Here is an 18,262-nt window from a genome sequence, read left to right as displayed (position 1 = left end):
AAAATGCTCGGGCGCCGGTCAGGAGCAAGAAAAAATCCACACCGCACACGCGGCACGGATCGTCGTAGGGGAGGGCTTTCAGATGCACAGGCGAACCGTGCTCGGCACCGTGGCAGCAGCGCTGCTGGCTCCGCTGCCCTCGATCTCCTTCTCCACGCCCGCCCCGCCCAATGCCGAGGTCTACATCATCTGGCCGCCCGACGGCGCCGTGATCGACGGCGGCAAGTTCTGGGTGCGCATGGGGCTGCGCAACATGGGCGTCGCGCCCAAGGGCGTGGACATGCCGAACGTCGGCCATCATCACCTGCTGATCGATACCGACCTGCCGCCGATGGACAAGGAAATCCCCAACGACCGCAACCACCTGCACTTCGGCGCGGGCGAGACCGAGGCGCGCATCGAGCTGCCGCCGGGCAAGCACACGCTGCAACTGCTGCTTGGCGATGCCAACCACAAGCCGCACGATCCGCCGGTGTATTCGAAGAAGATCACCATCACCGTCCGATAGGCCGCTGGCGGAACACGGCGGAAGAAAGTCGGGAGAAAGTCCATGCGTAAGCTCATCCTGGGCGCGGCGCTCGCAGCCAGCCTGCTTCTGAACGGCGGCATGCCGGGCCATGCGGTGGCGGCGGGCCCCACGCCGGCGCCGCCCAATGCCTACCTGTACATCGGCTTCCCCAACAACAACCAGGTGCTGCCGGCCGGCAAGCCGATCAAGGTGTGGTTCGGCCTGCGCGGCATGGGCGTGGCGCCGCGCGGCGTGACGTTTCCCAACAGCGGCCATCACCATCTGCTGATCGACACCGACCTGCCGCCGATGGACAAGGAAATCCCCAACGACCGCAACCACCTGCACTTCGGCGCGGGCGAGACCGAGACCACGATCGAACTGCCGCCGGGCAAGCACACGCTGCAGTTGCTGATGGCCGACGACAAGCACATCCCGCACAACCCGCCGATCTATTCCCGGAAGATCACGATCTACGTGAAGTGAGCGCGCGGCCCGCGCCGCGCGCGCCATGACCGGACCGCCGCGTCCGGCGGCGTCATTTTCCTCCTGCGCTTTTTCCCCCTGTCTTCTTGCGCAAGCGCGCGCCGCGCGCACTTGTCTGCCGGCGGCAGACACCGTGGCGCGATGGTGTTGGTCCGCACCCGTCAGCGCGGCAGTGCGTGCCAGCCCCCGCGATGTGCCGAGCCGAACCGCAAACCCGCATGCCGCCTGGCTTTGCGGGCAATCCGCGTCGGCCCGGCCCGCCTTGGCACACTCCATGCGTTTGTACCTCCCGAGCGCAGCAACGATGCTCAACACCAAACGAACCGAAGTCCCAATCACCAACGGCCCAACCAGCCAACCGCTCTCAGGAGAACCACCATGCAAACCACCCTCGTCATCAAGGACCTGTCCGTCACCGAACAACTCGACGCCCGCGCCATGCGCGCCGTGCGCGGCGGCACGGTCTTCCTGCCCGTCCTGCCCGTGTTCAGCGCGGTCAAGATCGACTCCACCTTCAACGCCTCGCAGCTGATCGGCCAGACCCAGAGCGTCACCAACATGAACGGCAACAACGCCGCCTTCGTCGATGGCATCCGCTCGCACGTCGACAGCACCCAGAACGCCACCAACAACATCTACCGCTGATGCCGCCGCGTCCCGCCCGCCATGTCGGGCGGGACGCGCGCAAGGCGTTTCGCGCCGCCGCCGGGCAAGGCCGCCAGCCTGCAATTTCGGGTTGGATCGCGCCGCGGGCGGATACACAATGAATGCACAGCGTATGGCGAGACCAGCCTGGTTCCTCGCGGGAGACGATCGTGCCTTGCTTGCTTACTCCGTTCGCCGCGCGCGCCGCGCGCGCCACCCTGCCGATGGCGCTGGGGCTGGTACTGGCGCTGGCCGGCTGCGCCGATTTCCGCCCGCCGGTGTACCAGCGCCCCGACACCCCGGCCAAGCCCGAATGGTCGCGCCAGGGCGCGATCACGGTGTCGCCGGCGGACACCATCGTGCCGAACTGGTGGCAGGCCTTCCGCGATCCGTATCTCGACGGCCTGGTCGACAAGGCCATCGTCGGCAACTACGACATCAAGGTGCTGGCCGCGCGCATCAAGGTGGCGGGCGCGCAGATCGCCGAAGTCAGGGCGGGCGCGCTGCCGGTCTTCGACGTGGGCGCCGGCGTGAGTTTCGACAAGACCACCGGGCAGTCGCTGAGCCGGACCTACAACCTCGGCACCCAGGTCAACTGGGACATCGACATCTGGGGCAAGGTCGAGAAGGGCGTGCAGGCCCAGAAGGCGGAGTTCAACGCCACCGAGGCGGACTGGCGTGCGGGCTACCTCACCCTGGTGTCGGCCGTGTCGACCACCTATTTCCAGATCCTGCAGTTCGACGAGCAGAGCGAGCAGCAGGCGCGCACGCTGGCCCGCAACAAGCAGATCCTCGTCACCTACCAGGCCATGTTCCAGAACGGCCTGATTCCCCAGGTCCGCGTGATGCAGCAGCAGGCCGAGATCAACCGCCTGACCAAGGACCTGCTGGAGCTGCGCCGCGGGCGCGATCTCTCCGAGAACGCGCTGGGCACGCTGGTGGGCGTGCCGGCGGGCGTGTTCAATGTGCCGGCCGGGCGCCTGCAGGAGCGCGTGCAGCTGCCACCGGTGCCGGCCGGGCTACCGTCGCAGCTGCTGTCGCGCCGCCCGGACATCGTGGCGGCGGAGTACCGCGTGCTCGAGTCGTACAACCTGGTCGGCCAGGCGCGGCTGGCGCAGCTGCCCAGCCTGAGCCTCACGGGGCGCGGCGGCACCTCCAGCTTCGCGCTGACCGACCTGCTCAAGTCCTTCACCTTCGGCTTCATGCCGAGCATCAACCTGCCGATGCTGGACCCGGGCGTGCGCGCCCGCGTGAAGACCTCCGAGGCGCAGACCAAGGTGGCCGAGAGCGAATACGGCCGCACCGTCATCACCGCGTTCGAGGAAGTGGAGAATGCGCTGGTCAACGTGGAGGCGCACAGGAAGCAGCGCGTGGAACTGCAGCAGCAGGTGGCGCAGTTGCGCGTGGTCTCGGCGCAGATCGAGGCGCAGCTCAAGGAGGGCGTGGTGTCGCAGCTCGACGTGTTCGAGGCCGAGCGCTCGCTGCTCGGCGCGCAGCTCGAGTTGTTGGCCAACCACCAACAGATCCTCGCCGACACTGTCACCCTCTACAAGGCGCTCGGCGGCGGGTGGCCCAGCGTGGCCGTGGCCAACGCGCCCGGCGACGGACCGCGGCAGGTGTCGCAGCAGGACGCGAAATAGCCGCGCTGCGCGCGCGGCCGCGCGATTGACTACCGGCGGGCCTGGCCTACTATGTCCTTGTCAGCACGTTCCCGGCGCGGCGGCCTGCGGGCCCGCCCCGCCGCCATGAAAAATGGCTTGCCGCCGGCGCACGCGCATGGCCCAAGCGCTGTTGGTGGTAGCGAAACATGGCTTCAGACCAGGCTCTGATCGACGAGGCGCGGGCGGCGGCGGGGCAGGGCGCGGCGCCTTCGCCGGGGCTGGCGCCGCGGCTCGACATCGTGCTCGCGCCTGTCACGCATCCTGCGCTCGGCGAGATCCGCATCGAGGAGAGTCTGTTTGCCGTGGGGCGCGCCGAAGCGCCTTTCGCCGCCTATCCCGCCGAGGTGGCGGCCGTGCTGTCGCGCCGGCATGCGCGCATCTTCAGCGAGGACGGCGCGGCCTACATCGCCGACCTCGGCAGCAAGAACGGCACCACGCTCAACGGCGCGGCCGTGGCGCAGCAGCCGGCGCGCCTGCGCGACGGCGACGAGCTGCGCTTCGGCAGCGCGCTGGCCTACCGCGTGCGCCTGTGCCCGCGCGCGCCGGCGCCGCCGGCCGCACACCCGCCGGTGGTGCTGACGCTGACGCCGGAACGCGGCGACCTCGGCCTGCAGCCGATCGAGATCACCGGCTTTCCGTTCCTCGCCAGCAAGGCCGACGAGACTTTCGCGCGCTACCGCGACGCCTATCCGCACCAGGTGAACTACGTCTCGCGCCGGCACGCGCACATTTTCCTCAGGGGCGGGCAGCCCTTCGTCGAAGACCTGGGCAGCACCAACGGCACCTTCGTCAACGGCACGCGCGTGGAGGACCATGCGGTGGCGCTGGCCGAGCACGACCTGCTGGCGTTCGGCGGCAACCATTTCGCCTACCGCGTCGGCATGCGGGCCGAGCCCACGCAGGATGCGACCGTCACCAGCTCGGCCTTGCCGCAGCCGCCAGAAGCCAGCGCCGCGCCGCCGGCCGCCGAGGTGCCGCCGCCGGTTGCCGCCGCGCCGGCGCAGGACCCCGACAAGACCACCTTCGTGGCGGCGCCGGGATCGTTCCTCGACATCTTCTGCGTCGACTACGCCGCGCGGCAGGAAGACGAGGTCAACCAGGAGGCCGTGGCGCCGGCGCAGGGTGCCGCCGCCGACAAGCCGCAGGCGCAGGGCAAGTACGCGCTGGTCATGGCGCGGCTGGCGGCCGGTTTCGGCGCCGGCGAGCGCGCGCAGCTCAGGCGCGCGGCGCGCTGGGGCGCGGCGGCGGCGCTGGCGGGGGTGGCGCTGCTGCTGGTGCTCTATTTCCGCGGCGCGCCCGAGCGCGAGATGAAGGCGCTCATGGCGGGCGGCGATTTCCCGCGCGCCGCCGCCGTGGCCGACGCCTATCTCGCGCGGCATCCCGACAACGCGCAGTTCAAGGCCGCAGGCACCGAGGCGCTGCTGCGCGCGTATGTGCCCGCCTGGATGGGCAGGCTGCAGGCGCGCGACTTCGACGGCGCCGACGCGGCGCTGGCGCGGATGAAGACGCTCGGCGCGCACAACGCCGACGCGCGCGCCTTGCTCGACGAGATGGCGTGGCTGGGCCGGCTCGACCGCTTCGTGGCGGGCCGCGGCGGCGTGGACGCGCCGATCCGCATGTATGCCGACGAGGCCGCCATCCGCGGCCTGCTGCGCGACTGGAACGCCGACATCCCCGCGCACCAGCGCGCGCTCGACCGCATTTCCGCCTACGTGCCCGCGTTCAAGGACCGCTACGCGGTGGCGCTGAGCTACGTGCGCAAGCTGCAGAGCGACGATTCCGTCTACCTCGCCGCCATCGATCGCCTCAACGCGGCGCTGGCCACCGGGCTGGCCGGCGATGCGCCGCAGGCGCTGCAGCCCGTGCTGGCGGACTACGCCGAGAAATATCCGCGCCTCGCCGGCATGGACCGCCTCAAGGAAGACCTGCGGCGCTACCTGGAGCTCGACGCCGCCCTGCGCGCGACGGCGCTCGGCCCGGTGGTGGCGCAGATGGCCGGCGCCGGCTTCGCCACGCCGCCGTTCCAGGCGCGCTACCGCGAGCTCGCCGCCGGCCGCCTGCCCACGCCCGAGGTGGCGCGCCTGTACGGCGACGCGGACAAGGCCTGGCGCGCGGGCGATGCCGGCGCCGCCTTCGCGGCCCTGCAGCAGATCAAGGGCGGCCCCTGGGCCGAGGCGGCGGCCAGCGAGCTGGCGCGGCGGCAGGCGGTGGCCGCGCAGTTCGGCGAGCTGCAGAAGGGGCGCGGCGGCAGCGGCTACGACGAGCGCCTGCTGTCCTTCTACGCCGTGCTCGATCCGGCGCAGGACGCCTATTTCGTCAAAGCCATCGAGCCGGACGTGGCGGCCATCCACGACACCGCGCTGCGGCGCGCGCAGGCGCTCATGAACGGCGCGCTGGCAAGCTGGCGCCAGTACCGGCGCGACGGCGCGCTCGGCGGCGAGCAGCGCCTGGAGCCGGAGATCTCGGCCAAGTTCCGCGCGCAGGCGCGGCTGCTGTCCGGCGCCAGCGCGCAGGCGCGCCAGGGCATGCGCATCTACGCGCAGCTCAAGGTCGGCGACACCGCGCAGTGGAGCCAGGTGCGCGACGACATCGAGGCGGAGGCCGAGCTGCAGCGCCGCTCGCTGCAGGAGCTGCGCATGGTGCTGAACCCCGCCGTGCTCAAGGGCAAGCTGGCGCTGATCGGCGCCGAGGCGGCGGACGGCGGCGAGAGCGTGGCGGCGGGCGGAGGCAGGGACGGAGAGAAGGACGGCGGGAGGCGCGATGAAGGACGATAACCGCGACAACCGCCTCAAGCCGCTGCACGAGGCGCTCGAGGACCACAGCGCCGAGGGTATCGCGATCCTCAGCGCCGAGCCGCTCAAGATCATGCAGGTCTCGGTGCTGGTGATGGTGCTGCTGGTGCTGTGCGCGCTGGTGTGGTCGTTCGTCGGCCACGCGGATGTGATCGTCACGGCGGACGGCACGCTCGCGCCCGAGTCGGAAGTGCGGCGCTTCTACGCGCCGGTGGACGGCGAGCTGGCCGATCTCTACGTGGCCGAGGGGCAGCCGGTGTCGAAGGACGACGTGCTGGCGCGGCTCAACGCGCGCGGCGCGATCGAGGCGGCCACCAATGCGCTGGAGGCCCAGCTCAAGCTGCAGGACTCCGAGCGCGAGTGGCAGCAGTTCCCGGACAAGAAGCTGCTGATGGAGCGCAAGGCGGCCGCGCTCAAGAAGCAGATCGAGGTGGCCGAGCGCCTGCACGAGAACCGCACCGCGGAGGGCACCACGCGCCTGGCCGAGCAGCAGCGCGCGCAGCTGCAGGAAGCGCGCAGCAACCTCGACAACGCGCGCCGCCAGCGCGAGTTCACGCGCCAGGAGCAGGACCGGTACGCGCGCCTGTTCGCGCTGCCGGGCGGCGGCGGGGTGTCGCAGTCGCAGGTAGAGGGCAAGCGCAATGCCGCGGTGGAGGCGGAGAACGCGCTGCGCATCGCGCAGTCGCGCCTGACCGAGCTCGATTCGCGGCTGAGCCAGGAGCTCAACCAGGCCACCGTGCAGCTCGAGGGCAGCAGCCAGGAGTTGACCAACCTGCGCATCCAGTACGACGCCGCGCTGCGCGAGATCAGCAACACCGAGGACAAGCTGCGCCTGCAGGTGCAGACCGCGCGGCTGGTGGCCGAGGCGGCGGCGCGCATCCGCTTCGAGAACATCGACAAGGACAACTTCCTGCTGATCCTGGCGCCGGTGGCCGGTGTCATCACCGACGTGAGCTCCACGCAGCGCGGCGACAAGGTGCAGGCCAACGCGCCGCTGGGCGGCATCGCGCCCAAGGACGCGCGCCCGGTGCTGAAGATCGAGATCGCCGAGCGCGACCGCGCCTTCCTGCGCGAGGGGCTGCCGGTCAAGCTCAAGTTCAATGCCTTTCCCTACCAGCGCTACGGGCTCATCAACGGCACGCTGGAATACATCTCGCCGGCGACCAAGCTGGCGGGGCAGAACCGGCAGCCGGTGTACGAAGGCCGCGTGCGGCTGGCGCAGACGTACTACGCCGTGGCGGACGGCAAATATCCGTTGCGCTACGGTATGACCGCCACGGCGGAAATCGTGGTGCGCGAGCGGCGCCTGATCGACCTGGGGCTGGACCCGTTCCGGCAGGTGGCGGGCTGACGGGCACAAGGCGCGCAGGGCGGGGGCGGGAGGGGCGGCGTGCCCGGCACGGCGCGTGCGGCAACGAGCGAGGAGCACGGAACATGACAGCGATTGTGCGGGTCGACGACGAGATCATCGGCGTCGAGGAGTTCATCCGGGTGCTGAAGCTCACGGGGCAGTTCGAGGGGCTGATCGAGCAGATCGTGCGCGACAAGCTCACCGTGCACGCGGCGCGCAAGCAGCGCATCGGCGTCACCCCCGAAGAGGTGCAGGAGCGCGCCGACCAGTTCCGCCGCGTGCAGGGGCTGCACCGCGCGGCGGACATGAACCACTATCTCGACGTGCTCAACGTCAGCCTGGACGAGTTCGAGACCTTCATCACCGAAAGCCTCTACCAGGAAAAAATGATGGCCGAGGTGACGAACGAGCGCGCGGTGGATGCCTACTTCAAGCTCCATTCGCCGAAGTTCGACAGCATCGAGATCAGCCACATCGTGGTGGACGCCGAGGGCAAGGCCAAGGAACTCATCTCCTACCTGCGCGACGACCCCGACAGCTTCGCCGAGATGGCGCGCGAGCATTCCATCGCCGACACGCGCGAGCAGGGCGGCGCCATCGGCAAGGTGCTGCGCGGCTCGCTGCGCGCCGACATCGAGGCCAAGGTGTTCAACGCCGCCGCCGGCGACCTGCTCGGGCCGTTCCCGTCGGCCGACCGCGCCGTCTTCGAGATCTTCATGGTGAGCGACAAGCACCCGGCCGTGCTCGACGCCGAAGTGGCGGCCGAGGTGCGCCGACTGCTGCGCGAGGACTGGCTGATGGCCAGGGCGCAGGAACATGTGATCGAAGCGCGCTAGCGCGCCGGCGCGGGGGCACCAAGCGATGGAAGCCAGCTCCGAACTGCAGCCGCTCGCCGATTTCCTGGCCGGCGTGGAGATCCTCTCGCCGTTCTCGCGCGAGGAACTGGAGCGGCTGGCGGAGCACGCGCAATCGCTGACCTACGGCTTCGGCGAGACCGTGTGCAACGCGGGCGACGCGGCGGGCGGCCTGTTCATCGTCAAGGCCGGCTCGGTGCGCGTGTTCAACGAGGACAACGGCAAGGAGGTGAGCCTGGGCGTGCGCAAGGCGCGCGAGGTGTTCGCCGACGTGGCCATGCTGCGCGAGTACCGGCACGAATCGTCGGTGCGCGCGTCGGGCAAGACCGAGCTGCTGTTCATCCCGCGCGGCGTGACCGAGCCGCTGGCGGCGCAGAACCCGGCGGCGATGGCGTTCATCGCCAGCTACGTGGCGATCAGCTCGGCGGGCGGCTTCGTGGCGCGCCTGTTCGACCTGCGCGGCAAGCTCGACAAGGCCGAGCTGGAAGAGGCGGTGCGCAGCGTGGGCGTCAAGCGCATATCGGCCGGCAAGGAGATCCTGCGCCAGGACGCGCGCGAGGACCGCCGCCTCTACGTGGTGCGGCAGGGCGAGGTGCGCATCGTGCGCACCGAGGACGGCGTGGAGTTTCCGCTGGCCACGCTGCGCCAGGGCGACATCTTCGGCGAGCGGGCCTGCGTGATGCGGCAGGAGCAGATCGCCTCGGCCGTCGCCGTGACCGACGCGCGGCTGCTGGTGATCCCGGAAAAGACCGTGCAGCTGATCATCGAGCGCAACCCCAGGCTGCGCGAGGTGCTGGAGGAGCGCATCCGCTTCGTCGACCGCGAGCTGCACCGCCAGAAGAAGCTGGCCGAGCGCCGCAAGCATCCGGTGATGCTGGACCTGGCCTCCAAGCCGGAAATGGGCGAGCGCGTGATCCGCCGCTTCGCGCTGGTCGAGCAGGCCGAGGAAATGGATTGCGGCGCGGCGTGCCTGGCGATGATCTGCCGCCACTACGGCATTCCGATGACGCTGGGCAAGCTGCGCGAACTGGCCAACGTGACCACGCAGGGCGCCACGCTGGACAGCCTGGCGCGCGCGGGCGAGTCGCTCGGCTTTACCACGCGCGGCGTGCAGTGCACGCAGGATTCGCTGCTGGGCTTCACGCTGCCGTTCATCGTGCACTGGGAGGGCTACCACTACGTGGTGGTCTACGGCGTGTCCAGGCGCTGGGTGTGGGTGGCGGACCCGGCGCTGGGATTCCGCAAGATGCGCGTGGAGGAATTCGAGCGCGGCTGGAGCGGGACCTGCCTGCTGTTTACCGCCGGGGAGAGCATGGCGCAACTGGCGGTGGCGCGCTCGCCGTGGCTGCGCTTCATCGGCTACCTGGCGCCGTACAAGCGCATCCTGGTCCATCTGTTCATGGCGACCTTCGTGATCCAGGTGCTGGGCGTGGTGCCGCCGCTGATCATCCAGAACATCCTCGACGGCGTGGTGGTGCACCAGAACGTGGGCCTGCTCAATCTGCTGATCGTGGGGCTGATCGTCTCCAACGTGTTCTCGCAGCTGATGTCCACGGTGCGCGCCTATCTCGCCAACTTCATGGTGCGCAACATGGACTTCGCCATGATGTCGCATTTCTTCCGGCACACCATGTCGCTGCCGTTCTCGTTCTTCGCCAAGCGCAAGACCGGCGACATCTTCGCGCGCTTCCAGGAGAACCAGACCATCCGCGCGTTCCTGACCGAGTCCACCGTGACCACCGCGCTCAACCTGCTGATGGTGTTCATCTACTTCACCATCATGTTCCTCTACAACGTCAAGATGACGCTGGTGCTGCTGGCCTTCGTGGTGCCGATCGCGGCGCTCACGGTGCTGGCCACGCCGCGCGTGAAGGCCTACGCGCGCGAGGTCTTCACCACTTCCACCGAGGCCCGCTCCTACCTGATGGAGACGCTGGGCGGCGTGGAGACGGTCAAGGGCATGGGCATCGAGCGCGCGGTGCGGCTCAAGTGGGAAAAGAAGTACGCCAAGGCGCTCGAGCTGCAGTACAAGGCGCAGGCGTTCCATATCGTGGTCGGCCTGGCCAGCCAGCTGCTCAATGCCGCCACCACCATCGCCGTGCTGTGGGTGGGCGCCAACCTGGTGCTGCAGCGGGAGCTGACCATCGGCCAACTGATCGCCTTCAATGCCTTCATGGGCAGCGTGCTGGCGCCGCTGATGGGGCTGGTGTCGCTGTGGGGCCAGCTCAACGACGCCGGCGTGGCAATGGAGCGCCTGGGCGACGTGCTCGACCTGGACCCGGAGCAGAAGCCGCAGGACCTGCCCTCGCGCGTGATGCTGCCCGACCTGCAGGGCGAGATCAGCCTGGACGGGGTGTATTTCCGCTACGGCGGCAACGACACGCCCTACGTGCTGGAGAACATCAGCTTCAGCATCAAGCCCGGCGAGCTGCTGGCCATCGTGGGGCGCAGCGGCTCGGGCAAGACCACGCTGGCCAAGATGCTGGTGGGCTTCTACGTGCCCAGCGAGGGCAAGATTACGGTGGACGGCTACGACCTCGGCGTGATCGACAAGGAGTATTACCGCGCGCAGATCGGCTACGTGATGCAGAGCAACCTGCTGTTCTCCGGCACCATCGCCGAGAACATCGCCTGCGGCGACGACAGCCCGGACCGCCGCCACATCGAGGAAGTGGCCAAGATGGCCGACGCGCACGCCTTCATCAGCAAGCTGCCGCTGGGCTACGAGCAGGTGGTGGGCGAGCGCGGCATGGGCTTGTCCGGCGGGCAGATCCAGCGGCTGTGCATTGCGCGCGCGCTGTACCACGACCCGCGCCTGCTGGTGTTCGACGAGGCCACCTCGGCGCTGGACACGCAGTCCGAGAGCAATATCCTCGGCAACATGCAGGACATCCTGCGCGGGCGCACCGCGGTGATCATCGCGCACCGGCTCAGCACGATCATGCGCGCCGACAAGATCCTGGTCTTGTACGAAGGCGGCATCGTGGAGCAGGGGCGGCACGAGGAACTGCTCGAGCGCAAGGGCATGTACTACCAGCTGGTGCAGAAGCAGTTGAGCGCGGCCTGAACATGGCTTGAGCATGGCTTGCGCGTCGGCGCGCAGGGGGAGGGCGAGATGAAGTTGTTCAACCAGGGCGGCGCGGTCGGCAGCACCCTGTCCTACGCCGGGCTGATCGAGAAGATCGAGATCCTGCGCTCCACGCTGCGCTGGGCCTCCAGGCTCGAGCGCGCCGACATCGAGAAGCTGCTCAAGCAGGCCACCACGCTGCGCGACGAGGTGATGCAGCTGTCGCACAAGGAGCGCTTCGTGCAGGCCGCGGTGGCCGAGCCGGCCGAGCCCGAGCCGGCGGCCGACCTGGGCCCGCGCGAGCGCCGCCAGGCGCTGCTGGAGCGCAGCTTCATCTTCGAGGGCACGTTCGGCGACAACCCCAAGCTGCTGGAGGCGCTGGAGATCGCCGAGAAGGCCGCGCCGACGCACCTGCCGGTGCTGATCGACGGCGAGAGCGGCACCGGCAAGGAGCTCATGGCCAAGGTGATCCATGCCAACGGCTCGCGCACCGACAAGCCGTTCATCTCGGTGAACTGCGGGGCGATTCCCGAGAACCTGATCGAGTCCGAGCTGTTCGGCCACAAGAAGGGCGCCTTCACCGGCGCGGCCAGCGACCGGCGCGGCAAGTTCGAGAGCGCGCACACCGGCACCATTTTCCTCGACGAGATCGGCGAGCTGCCGCTCACCGGGCAGGTCAAGCTGCTGCGCGTGCTGGAGGCGCACGAGATCCAGCGGGTCGGCTCGGACGAGACCATCTCGGTGGACACGCGCATCGTGGCGGCGACCAACCGCGACCTGCGGCGCTTGAGCGAGGAGGGCAAGTTCCGCGAAGACCTGTTCTACCGCCTCAGCGTGATCCACGTCACGCTGCCGCCGCTGCGCGAGCGCCGCGACGAGATCGCGCTGCTGGTGGCGTTCTTCGGCGACGAGGCGGCCGGCTCGCTCAAGCGCCGCCCGGTCAAGCTGACGCCGCGCCTGCGCGATTTCCTCATGAATTACGCCTACCCGGGCAATATCCGCGAGCTGCGCAACCTGATGTACCGGGTCTCGTGCCTGGCCGGCGACACCGCCGACCTCGAGCACCTGCCGCAGGACATCCGGCCGCGGGCGGCCGGCCCCGCGCTGGTGGCGGGCGGGGTGGCGGCGGCCGGCGGCGTGGACGCGACCACCGCGACCTCGCTCAGCGAAGCCAAGCGCGCCGCCAGCGACGAGGCCGAGCGCGCCTTCCTCGAACGCGGCCTGCACGAAGTGGGCGGCACCGTGGCGGAGTTGGCCAGGCGCTTCGACATGAACCGCTCGCACCTGCAGATGCTGCTCAAGAAGCACGGCATCCATTCGAAGGATTTCCGCCACCAGGCCGCGCAGAGCGGCAAGGCGGGCTAGGGGAATGGCCGGCCCCGCGCCTAGAGCGCGGGATTCACCATTGTCTTGTCGTTGGCGTAGAGGTCTTCGGCGCGCGCCACCACGGCGGAGATATTGTCGTGGCCGCCGCGCTCCAGTGCCGCCGTCACCAGGGCCTGCGCGGCCAGTTCGCAGTCGCCGCAGGCCAGGAAGCCGGCGATCTCCGGGTCGCGCAGCTCGTTGCTGATGCCGTCGCTGCACAGCAGGAACATGTCGCCGTCGGCCGCCTCCATCCAGGTCTGCTCCAGTTCCAGCGAGGCATTCGCGCCCACCGCGCGCGTGATGGTGTTGTGCGCCGGATGGTGGAGCGCTTCTTCCGCCGTGATCAGGCCGCGCGCCTTGAGCTCCTCCACGCGGCTGTGGTCGCGCGTCAACTGGGTCAGGTGCGCGTCGCGGTACAGGTAGATGCGGCTGTCGCCGGCCCACAGGCAGCCGCAGAAACGCTCGCAGGCCATCAGCACCACCACGGTGCTGCCGATGCGCCGCACCTGCCGGCGCGTGGCCTCGGCCAGCAGCGCGCGGTTGACTTCCAGCAGCGCCGTGCGCGCATCGTCGAGCAGGCCTTCCAGGCTGCGCGGCTCGCCCAGCCGGTCCAGCGTTTCCACCACCAGATTGCTGGCATAGTCGCCCACCGCGTGGCCGCCCATGCCGTCGGCCACGACCCAGAGCCCGCGCTCGGGCCGGGACAGGCAGGCATCTTCGTTGCGCTCGCGCACCAGGCCGACGTCGGTGCGCGCGGCTGAAGTCCAGCGGAATTGCGATGCACAGGTCACGATCGTCTCCGTTGCGCGGGCCGGCCGGCGCGCGCCGCGCGGCCCGGTCGCATGGACGCGGGCGCGGCCGCGCGTCGCGCTCCGGGCGGGCTCAGATGTGCCCGTCGTTGCGCGCGCCTTGTCCCGCCTGCACATTGATGTTCGCGCCCGGTGCCGAATTGCGAACGTCGATGTTCTGGAACTGATTCACCATCTGATCAGCATAGAAGCTGTTGTTGATCTCGTAAAAGTTGACGACGGGGCCGAGGCTCGGCCTGGCTGGCTGGTAGGGCTGGATCCAGCCGAATACCCAGGGCGCGCCGCCGCCGCGGATGGCCGACATGGCGCGTCCGTCGAGCGTGCGGTCGTTGTAGAGGTCGTGGATGGCGAGCGATGCCATGATCGGTCTCCGGTGGTGGTTGCGGGATGGTTGCGCGATGGCCGTGATGCCGTCTCCCTTCCATGAGCAAGGCGCATGCCAGTGCGGCGCCGGCATCCGGCGCGCGCGCCGCGCCAGCCCGGAACCGCCAGCCGGGGCGGCCTGCGGCCCGGGGCACGCCGATGCGGCGCGTGGCCGCGCGCGCTGGCGAGTTGGCGGTGCGCCAACATGGGCGCCGGAACTGGTGGCTGCGGCCCGTCTGTTTTCGTGCCGCGCCGCGCGTTCGCGCAATGGCGGTTTCGGTGTGCTTCGGATTCGCGTCGGCGCGGCGCGTCCGCTTGCCGCCGGGTGCGCGCAATGACGGCGCGCGGCCAACACAAAGCGCGCCGGGATGTTGGGCTGCCCACGACATTCTTGTGGCGCCGGTCCCGCCGTTTTTCCCGCTTTCCCTGATGACGCCTGGGCCGGTGGCCGATGGCACGGTTGATGCGGATATGGCTGCAACCAGCAGGCAATGCCTGCAGCAAGCAAACAGATCCGAGGCCGCCATGAACCACCAAGACCAACGCCACGACGAAGCCGCCGAAGCCGCCGAAGCCGACTACCCGCTCGGCGCGCACCTCGTCACCGAACGCCGCGGCTACGCCCATCACGGCATCTACATCGGCGAGGGCAAGGTGGTCCACTACGCCGGGTTCGCCGGCTCGCTGCATCGCGGCCCGGTGGAAGAAGTGAGCCTCGAACACTTCGCCGCCGGCCACGCGGTCAGCGTCAAGGCCAACCCCTGCGCCCGCTACGTCGGCCGCGAAGCCGTCGCGCGCGCCCGCTCCCGCCTTGGCGAAGACGACTACCGCCTGCTCACCAACAACTGCGAGCACTTCTGCTCGTGGTGCCTGCTGGGCCAAGCCCGCAGCGAGCAGGTCGAAGCGTGCCTGCACCATCCGGCCGTGGCGGTGCACACGGTCGTGGTCCTGCTCAGGACGCTGATCGAAACCGAATGGCGCGGCGCCCACTTCGGCGCCCGCATCGCCTGAACCTGCCAGGAGACTGACATGCAAACGACCCGGGTATCCCTGCGCGGACTGATCGACAAGTGGCTCGGCGCGCGGCTGGCCGCGCCGGCGCGCATCACGCGCGTGCGCGGCGCGCGCGCCGGGCAGGGTGGCTGCGTGCGGGTGGAGGTGGCGGGCCCGTCCGGCCAGCTCTCGATGTTCTTCTTCCGGCATGGCGACTGCGGCTGGTGCGTGTTCCCGCCGTCGCTGAATGCGGCTTGACGGCCCGCCCCGGCCGGCGCGGTTCCATCTATGATGGCGTCATGCCCGGTAGAGGGAGGGAGCGATGGAGCGCACATTCGAATATGGCGGTTACGCCGTGCTGACCCGCGCGGTGGCGTGCGCCGGCGGTGGCTTCTCGGCCACGGTGGTGATCGCCGACGCATTCGGCGGCGATGCCCCGCAGGTTTCCTTCGAGGAGGACGCCGGCATCGCGCCCTCCGCGGAGGCGGCGCTGGCGCTGGCCGAAGCGTCGGCCATGCAGACCATCGACGCGGGGCGGGTGAATTAGGCCGGGGATCGGCGCGGCATCGACAGGCGGATGCCGGCCGCGGCAGCGCGCCGGCGCGCGCTGCCGTATACTCTTGGCCTTCCTTTCTTCCTGGCTGGCCGCGCGATGCGCGGTCGTTTGACGCCGTAGCACGATGAATCCAAATTCCCGCCGTATTTCCGTCGCACCGATGATGGACTGGACTGACCGCCACTGCCGCATGTTCCACCGGCAGTTGAGCCGCCACGCCTGGCTCTACACGGAGATGGTCACGACCGGGGCGCTCCTGCATGGCGACGTGAAGCGGCACCTGGATTTCGATGCGGCGGAGCAGCCGGTGGCCCTGCAGCTCGGCGGCAGCGAGCCGGCGGACCTGGCGGCGGCCGCCAGGCTTGGCGAGCAGTGGGGTTATGCCGAGATCAACCTCAATTGCGGATGCCCATCCGAGCGCGTGCAGCGTGGCGCGTTCGGCGCCTGCCTGATGGCCGAGCCGGAGCTGGTCGCGGACTGCGTGAAGGCGATGCGCGATGCGGTGTCGGTGCCGGTGACGGTCAAGCACCGCATCGGCATCGATACGATCGAGCACTATGGCTTCGTGCGCGATTTTGTCGGCAAGGTCGCGGCAGCAGGCTGCGAGACCTTCATCGTGCATGCGCGCAATGCGATCCTGAAGGGCCTGAGCCCGAAGGAGAACCGCGAGGTCCCGCCGCTGCGCTATGAGGTGGCCTACCAGTTGAAGCGCGAGTTTCCGCACCTCGAGATCCTGATCAACGGCGGTATCGTGACGCACGACGAGATGGATGCGCATCTCGCGCACGTGGACGGCGTGATGATCGGCCGCGAAGCCTATCACCAGCCCTATGTGCTGGCCGAGGTGGATACGCGCTTCTATGGCGCGCGGACGCCGGTGCCGTCCCGGCTCGAAGTGGAGCTGGCGATGCAGCGCTATATCGGCGACCTGGTGGAGCAGGGCGGTTATATGGGCGCGGTCACGCGTCACATGCTGGGCCTGCACCGTGGCATCCACGGCGGGCGCGGCTGGCGGCGTGTGCTGTCCGATGCGCGCCGCATGCATGCGGTACGGACGCGCGCGGGGGTGGACGCCATGTTCGAGGAAGCCCGCGCGCATTTGCAGCCGGGCGGCGAAGTGTCGCTGGAGGCGGCCTGAGCGCACGCTGCCGGCCCGCCGCGGGTCGAGTTTTTCCTCTAACTTCGAATATGGTTTTCGTGCAGGCGAGGCGCAGGGCGCAGCGACGGGCACTTGACCTCGCCAGCAGCCCGCTTTGCCGCGCCGGCAAAGGGATTCCCCTAATTCGTGCGGGAGCGGCAAATTCATACACTGTGCTTGCCCTCGAATACGGGGCTTTCTTCAACTGATTATTAAGCCCGCCTTGCGCGGGCTTTTTTTTGGCGCAACCGGTGGCTAATGCCATTGGGTATTGGCGGCAATGTGGCGCGGATTTTTGGTGTGGTCTTCCGTTTACCCTGATGGTACGAATGGGAAATGGCGTCTAGATTACTAGAGCCTTCAGGGCAATTGAGATCGCTAATTGGAGGGCCCGCGCTGCGGGCTCTTTTTTTTCGCCGTCCAGCGGGCGGCGTGGCTGCGGCGGCGGTCCGCCGCGCTATTTCGATCGCTCGCTCGAAATGCCGATGTCCACGGTGCCGTAAGTGGTGATGCCGGAGCCGCTGCCGTCGCCGGCCGGGCTGGCACAGCCGCCGGCGAGGACGAGGACGGCACAGGCGGCCAGCAGGCTCCGTGCGAAGTAGTTCATGATGACCTTCCAAGGTCGCGGCGGATGCCGCGTTCCTGTTTGGGCGCCGGATCGCGGGGTTTGGTTCCTGGCCGGGTCAGCCGATGACAAACCGGTGCAGCAGCAATACCGCGATGGCGGGGCAGGCCAGCACCAGGCCGCCGACAAACGGAAAGCGTTGCGACCAGATACCGATCAAGGCGGGGATCGCGGCAATCGGTCCGAGGACATCCATCAGCAGCGACAGCATGCCATTGGCATGAGGGCCATTCGCCGCCGCCGGCAGCTCGGCCGCGGCGGGCGAGCCGAACAGGCCGTAGGCGCTGCCGAAAATGAGAGCCACGAGGCAGAGGGAGGCTGCGAGCTTGAGGGTGTGCTTGGTGCTGGAGGTGGGCCGCATCACTGTTCTTCCGTGGGGCCGAGGGGCCGGCGGCGGGTGGTAAGGCAACTGGCGCGTCTCGGCGATGCTTGCAAAAATAGCGCAATCTGCACCTATTCCTACTGAGACTTTTCTAATTCAGAGTTAAGCCGGTCCGGTTCTGGTGAGGCCGCCGCGGCTGCGTGTCGAGGTTGCCGTCGCCTGATCGTGTCGTTGCGGGCGGGGTTGGATGGGCGCCCTCAGGTAGTCCGTGACGACGGCGCAGGCCATGCGGACGGTCTTGTTGTCTCTGTGGCTCGATGAGGAGGCATGACGGAGCCATGCCCTTCGCGTGCCGACATTCGTGAGTGTCAAATATGCGTCATAGTCAACTTATGGCGGTAGCACAGAATTATTTCAGAAAACGCTTGCCAAGGTGGGTTGGTGGCCTTAATATTCGCTCCCTCGCAACACGAAGCTTGTCTGCAAAGGCAGACGGGACAAGGGCTGCGGGGGAATGGGTGAGGTTGGTGGCGCGGATGGCGCGGCTGATCGAAGCAAAAAAAGATTGCGAAACCTGTTGACGAAACGTAGAAAGTTCTTCATAATCTCGTTTCTCTGCTGCTGACAACGAAGCAGCGACGCGGTAAGCAAAGCGAACCGCGGCAAGTTCTTTAACAAACAAACAACCGATAAGTGTGGGCGCTTGATAGCGGACGCGGGAGACTTC

At 68.7% G+C, this 18,262-nt stretch carries 17 protein-coding genes; 13 read left to right on the top strand and 4 right to left on the bottom strand.

From position 1 onward, the window contains the following. Positions 1-82 precede the first annotated feature (82 nt). The 9 genes from ACWTPI_RS11700 to ACWTPI_RS11660 all read left to right on the top strand — a co-directional run bounded on the left by ACWTPI_RS11700 (position 83) and on the right by ACWTPI_RS11660 (position 12,729). Complete coding sequence (locus tag ACWTPI_RS11700; protein ID WP_059413395.1) at positions 83-508, top strand: DUF4399 domain-containing protein; 426 nt, start codon at positions 83-85, stop codon at positions 506-508. A 42-nt stretch (positions 509-550) separates the two neighbouring features. Next, positions 551-994, top strand: coding sequence for a DUF4399 domain-containing protein (locus tag ACWTPI_RS11695; protein WP_059413396.1), 444 nt, complete (start codon positions 551-553; stop codon positions 992-994). Positions 995-1,372: 378 nt separating this feature from the next. Then, a complete protein-coding gene (locus ACWTPI_RS11690) occupies positions 1,373-1,639 on the top strand; it encodes a hypothetical protein (RefSeq protein ID WP_454731729.1) in 267 nt (88 codons plus the stop codon). A 224-nt stretch (positions 1,640-1,863) separates the two neighbouring features. Beyond that, positions 1,864-3,279 carry an efflux transporter outer membrane subunit gene (locus ACWTPI_RS11685; RefSeq protein ID WP_454732471.1) on the top strand — a complete coding sequence of 472 codons (1,416 nt, stop codon included), beginning with the start codon at positions 1,864-1,866 and terminating at the stop codon, positions 3,277-3,279. A gap of 167 nt (positions 3,280-3,446) precedes the next feature. After that, positions 3,447-6,074, top strand: coding sequence for an FHA domain-containing protein (locus ACWTPI_RS11680; RefSeq protein ID WP_454731728.1), 2,628 nt, complete (start codon positions 3,447-3,449; stop codon positions 6,072-6,074). Then, a complete protein-coding gene (locus tag ACWTPI_RS11675; protein WP_020206898.1) occupies positions 6,061-7,443 on the top strand; it encodes an HlyD family efflux transporter periplasmic adaptor subunit in 1,383 nt (460 codons plus the stop codon). Before ACWTPI_RS11680 ends, ACWTPI_RS11675 begins: the two co-directional genes overlap by 14 nt. 83 nt (positions 7,444-7,526) lie before the next feature. Further along, on the top strand, positions 7,527-8,279 hold the full coding sequence (locus ACWTPI_RS11670; RefSeq protein ID WP_059413399.1) for a peptidylprolyl isomerase: 753 nt from the start codon (positions 7,527-7,529) through the stop codon (positions 8,277-8,279). A gap of 25 nt (positions 8,280-8,304) precedes the next feature. Continuing rightward, positions 8,305-11,364: an ABC transporter transmembrane domain-containing protein gene (locus ACWTPI_RS11665; protein WP_454731727.1), complete on the top strand. Its 3,060-nt coding sequence runs from the start codon at positions 8,305-8,307 to the stop codon at positions 11,362-11,364. A gap of 48 nt (positions 11,365-11,412) precedes the next feature. Then, complete coding sequence (locus ACWTPI_RS11660; RefSeq protein ID WP_029044264.1) at positions 11,413-12,729, top strand: sigma-54 interaction domain-containing protein; 1,317 nt, start codon at positions 11,413-11,415, stop codon at positions 12,727-12,729. Positions 12,730-12,749: 20 nt separating this feature from the next. Here ACWTPI_RS11660 and ACWTPI_RS11655 read toward each other — a convergent pair whose 3' ends face one another. Next, the gene (locus ACWTPI_RS11655; RefSeq protein WP_454731726.1) at positions 12,750-13,520 is read right to left on the bottom strand and encodes a PP2C family protein-serine/threonine phosphatase; all 771 of its coding nucleotides are present in this window, start codon (positions 13,518-13,520) and stop codon (positions 12,750-12,752) included. Between the two features lie 91 nt (positions 13,521-13,611). Continuing rightward, positions 13,612-13,899, bottom strand: coding sequence for a hypothetical protein (locus ACWTPI_RS11650; protein WP_020206117.1), 288 nt, complete (start codon positions 13,897-13,899; stop codon positions 13,612-13,614). A 527-nt stretch (positions 13,900-14,426) separates the two neighbouring features. Between ACWTPI_RS11650 and ACWTPI_RS11645 the strand changes: the two genes are divergently transcribed. The 4 genes from ACWTPI_RS11645 to dusA all read left to right on the top strand — a co-directional run bounded on the left by ACWTPI_RS11645 (position 14,427) and on the right by dusA (position 16,588). Further along, positions 14,427-14,912: a lecithin retinol acyltransferase family protein gene (locus ACWTPI_RS11645; protein WP_059413401.1), complete on the top strand. Its 486-nt coding sequence runs from the start codon at positions 14,427-14,429 to the stop codon at positions 14,910-14,912. Between the two features lie 18 nt (positions 14,913-14,930). Continuing rightward, the gene (locus ACWTPI_RS11640) at positions 14,931-15,152 is read left to right on the top strand and encodes a hypothetical protein (RefSeq protein ID WP_020206115.1); all 222 of its coding nucleotides are present in this window, start codon (positions 14,931-14,933) and stop codon (positions 15,150-15,152) included. A gap of 64 nt (positions 15,153-15,216) precedes the next feature. Next, complete coding sequence (locus ACWTPI_RS11635) at positions 15,217-15,441, top strand: hypothetical protein (RefSeq protein WP_454731725.1); 225 nt, start codon at positions 15,217-15,219, stop codon at positions 15,439-15,441. Positions 15,442-15,574: 133 nt separating this feature from the next. Then, positions 15,575-16,588 (top strand): tRNA dihydrouridine(20/20a) synthase DusA, encoded by a 1,014-nt coding sequence (dusA, locus tag ACWTPI_RS11630; RefSeq protein WP_454731724.1) that lies wholly within the window; start codon positions 15,575-15,577, stop codon positions 16,586-16,588. Between the two features lie 457 nt (positions 16,589-17,045). On the opposite strand, the gene ACWTPI_RS11625 is transcribed toward dusA, so the two are convergent. After that, a complete protein-coding gene (locus ACWTPI_RS11625; protein WP_020206101.1) occupies positions 17,046-17,195 on the bottom strand; it encodes a hypothetical protein in 150 nt (49 codons plus the stop codon). 76 nt (positions 17,196-17,271) lie between these two features. After that, positions 17,272-17,574, bottom strand: a complete 303-nt coding sequence (locus ACWTPI_RS11620; protein WP_059413459.1) for a hypothetical protein — start codon at positions 17,572-17,574, stop codon at positions 17,272-17,274. Between the last annotated feature and the right edge of the window lie 688 nt (positions 17,575-18,262).

The organism is Cupriavidus ulmosensis, assembly GCF_977008105.1.
The sequence above is the reverse complement of the archived record's forward strand: the minus strand, read 5'-3'. Positions and strand labels throughout refer to the sequence as shown.

Coding starts and splice junctions, on each gene's coding strand:
- ACWTPI_RS11700 (WP_059413395.1), top strand. CDS start 83: ATGCACAGGCGAACCGTGCTCGGCACCGTGGCAGCAGCGCTGCTGGCT.
- ACWTPI_RS11695 (WP_059413396.1), top strand. CDS start 551: ATGCGTAAGCTCATCCTGGGCGCGGCGCTCGCAGCCAGCCTGCTTCTG.
- ACWTPI_RS11690 (WP_454731729.1), top strand. CDS start 1,373: ATGCAAACCACCCTCGTCATCAAGGACCTGTCCGTCACCGAACAACTC.
- ACWTPI_RS11685 (WP_454732471.1), top strand. CDS start 1,864: ATGGCGCTGGGGCTGGTACTGGCGCTGGCCGGCTGCGCCGATTTCCGC.
- ACWTPI_RS11680 (WP_454731728.1), top strand. CDS start 3,447: ATGGCTTCAGACCAGGCTCTGATCGACGAGGCGCGGGCGGCGGCGGGG.
- ACWTPI_RS11675 (WP_020206898.1), top strand. CDS start 6,061: ATGAAGGACGATAACCGCGACAACCGCCTCAAGCCGCTGCACGAGGCG.
- ACWTPI_RS11670 (WP_059413399.1), top strand. CDS start 7,527: ATGACAGCGATTGTGCGGGTCGACGACGAGATCATCGGCGTCGAGGAG.
- ACWTPI_RS11665 (WP_454731727.1), top strand. CDS start 8,305: ATGGAAGCCAGCTCCGAACTGCAGCCGCTCGCCGATTTCCTGGCCGGC.
- ACWTPI_RS11660 (WP_029044264.1), top strand. CDS start 11,413: ATGAAGTTGTTCAACCAGGGCGGCGCGGTCGGCAGCACCCTGTCCTAC.
- ACWTPI_RS11650 (WP_020206117.1), bottom strand. CDS start 13,899: ATGGCATCGCTCGCCATCCACGACCTCTACAACGACCGCACGCTCGAC.
- ACWTPI_RS11645 (WP_059413401.1), top strand. CDS start 14,427: ATGAACCACCAAGACCAACGCCACGACGAAGCCGCCGAAGCCGCCGAA.
- ACWTPI_RS11640 (WP_020206115.1), top strand. CDS start 14,931: ATGCAAACGACCCGGGTATCCCTGCGCGGACTGATCGACAAGTGGCTC.
- ACWTPI_RS11635 (WP_454731725.1), top strand. CDS start 15,217: ATGGAGCGCACATTCGAATATGGCGGTTACGCCGTGCTGACCCGCGCG.
- dusA (WP_454731724.1), top strand. CDS start 15,575: ATGAATCCAAATTCCCGCCGTATTTCCGTCGCACCGATGATGGACTGG.
- ACWTPI_RS11625 (WP_020206101.1), bottom strand. CDS start 17,195: ATGAACTACTTCGCACGGAGCCTGCTGGCCGCCTGTGCCGTCCTCGTC.
- ACWTPI_RS11620 (WP_059413459.1), bottom strand. CDS start 17,574: ATGCGGCCCACCTCCAGCACCAAGCACACCCTCAAGCTCGCAGCCTCC.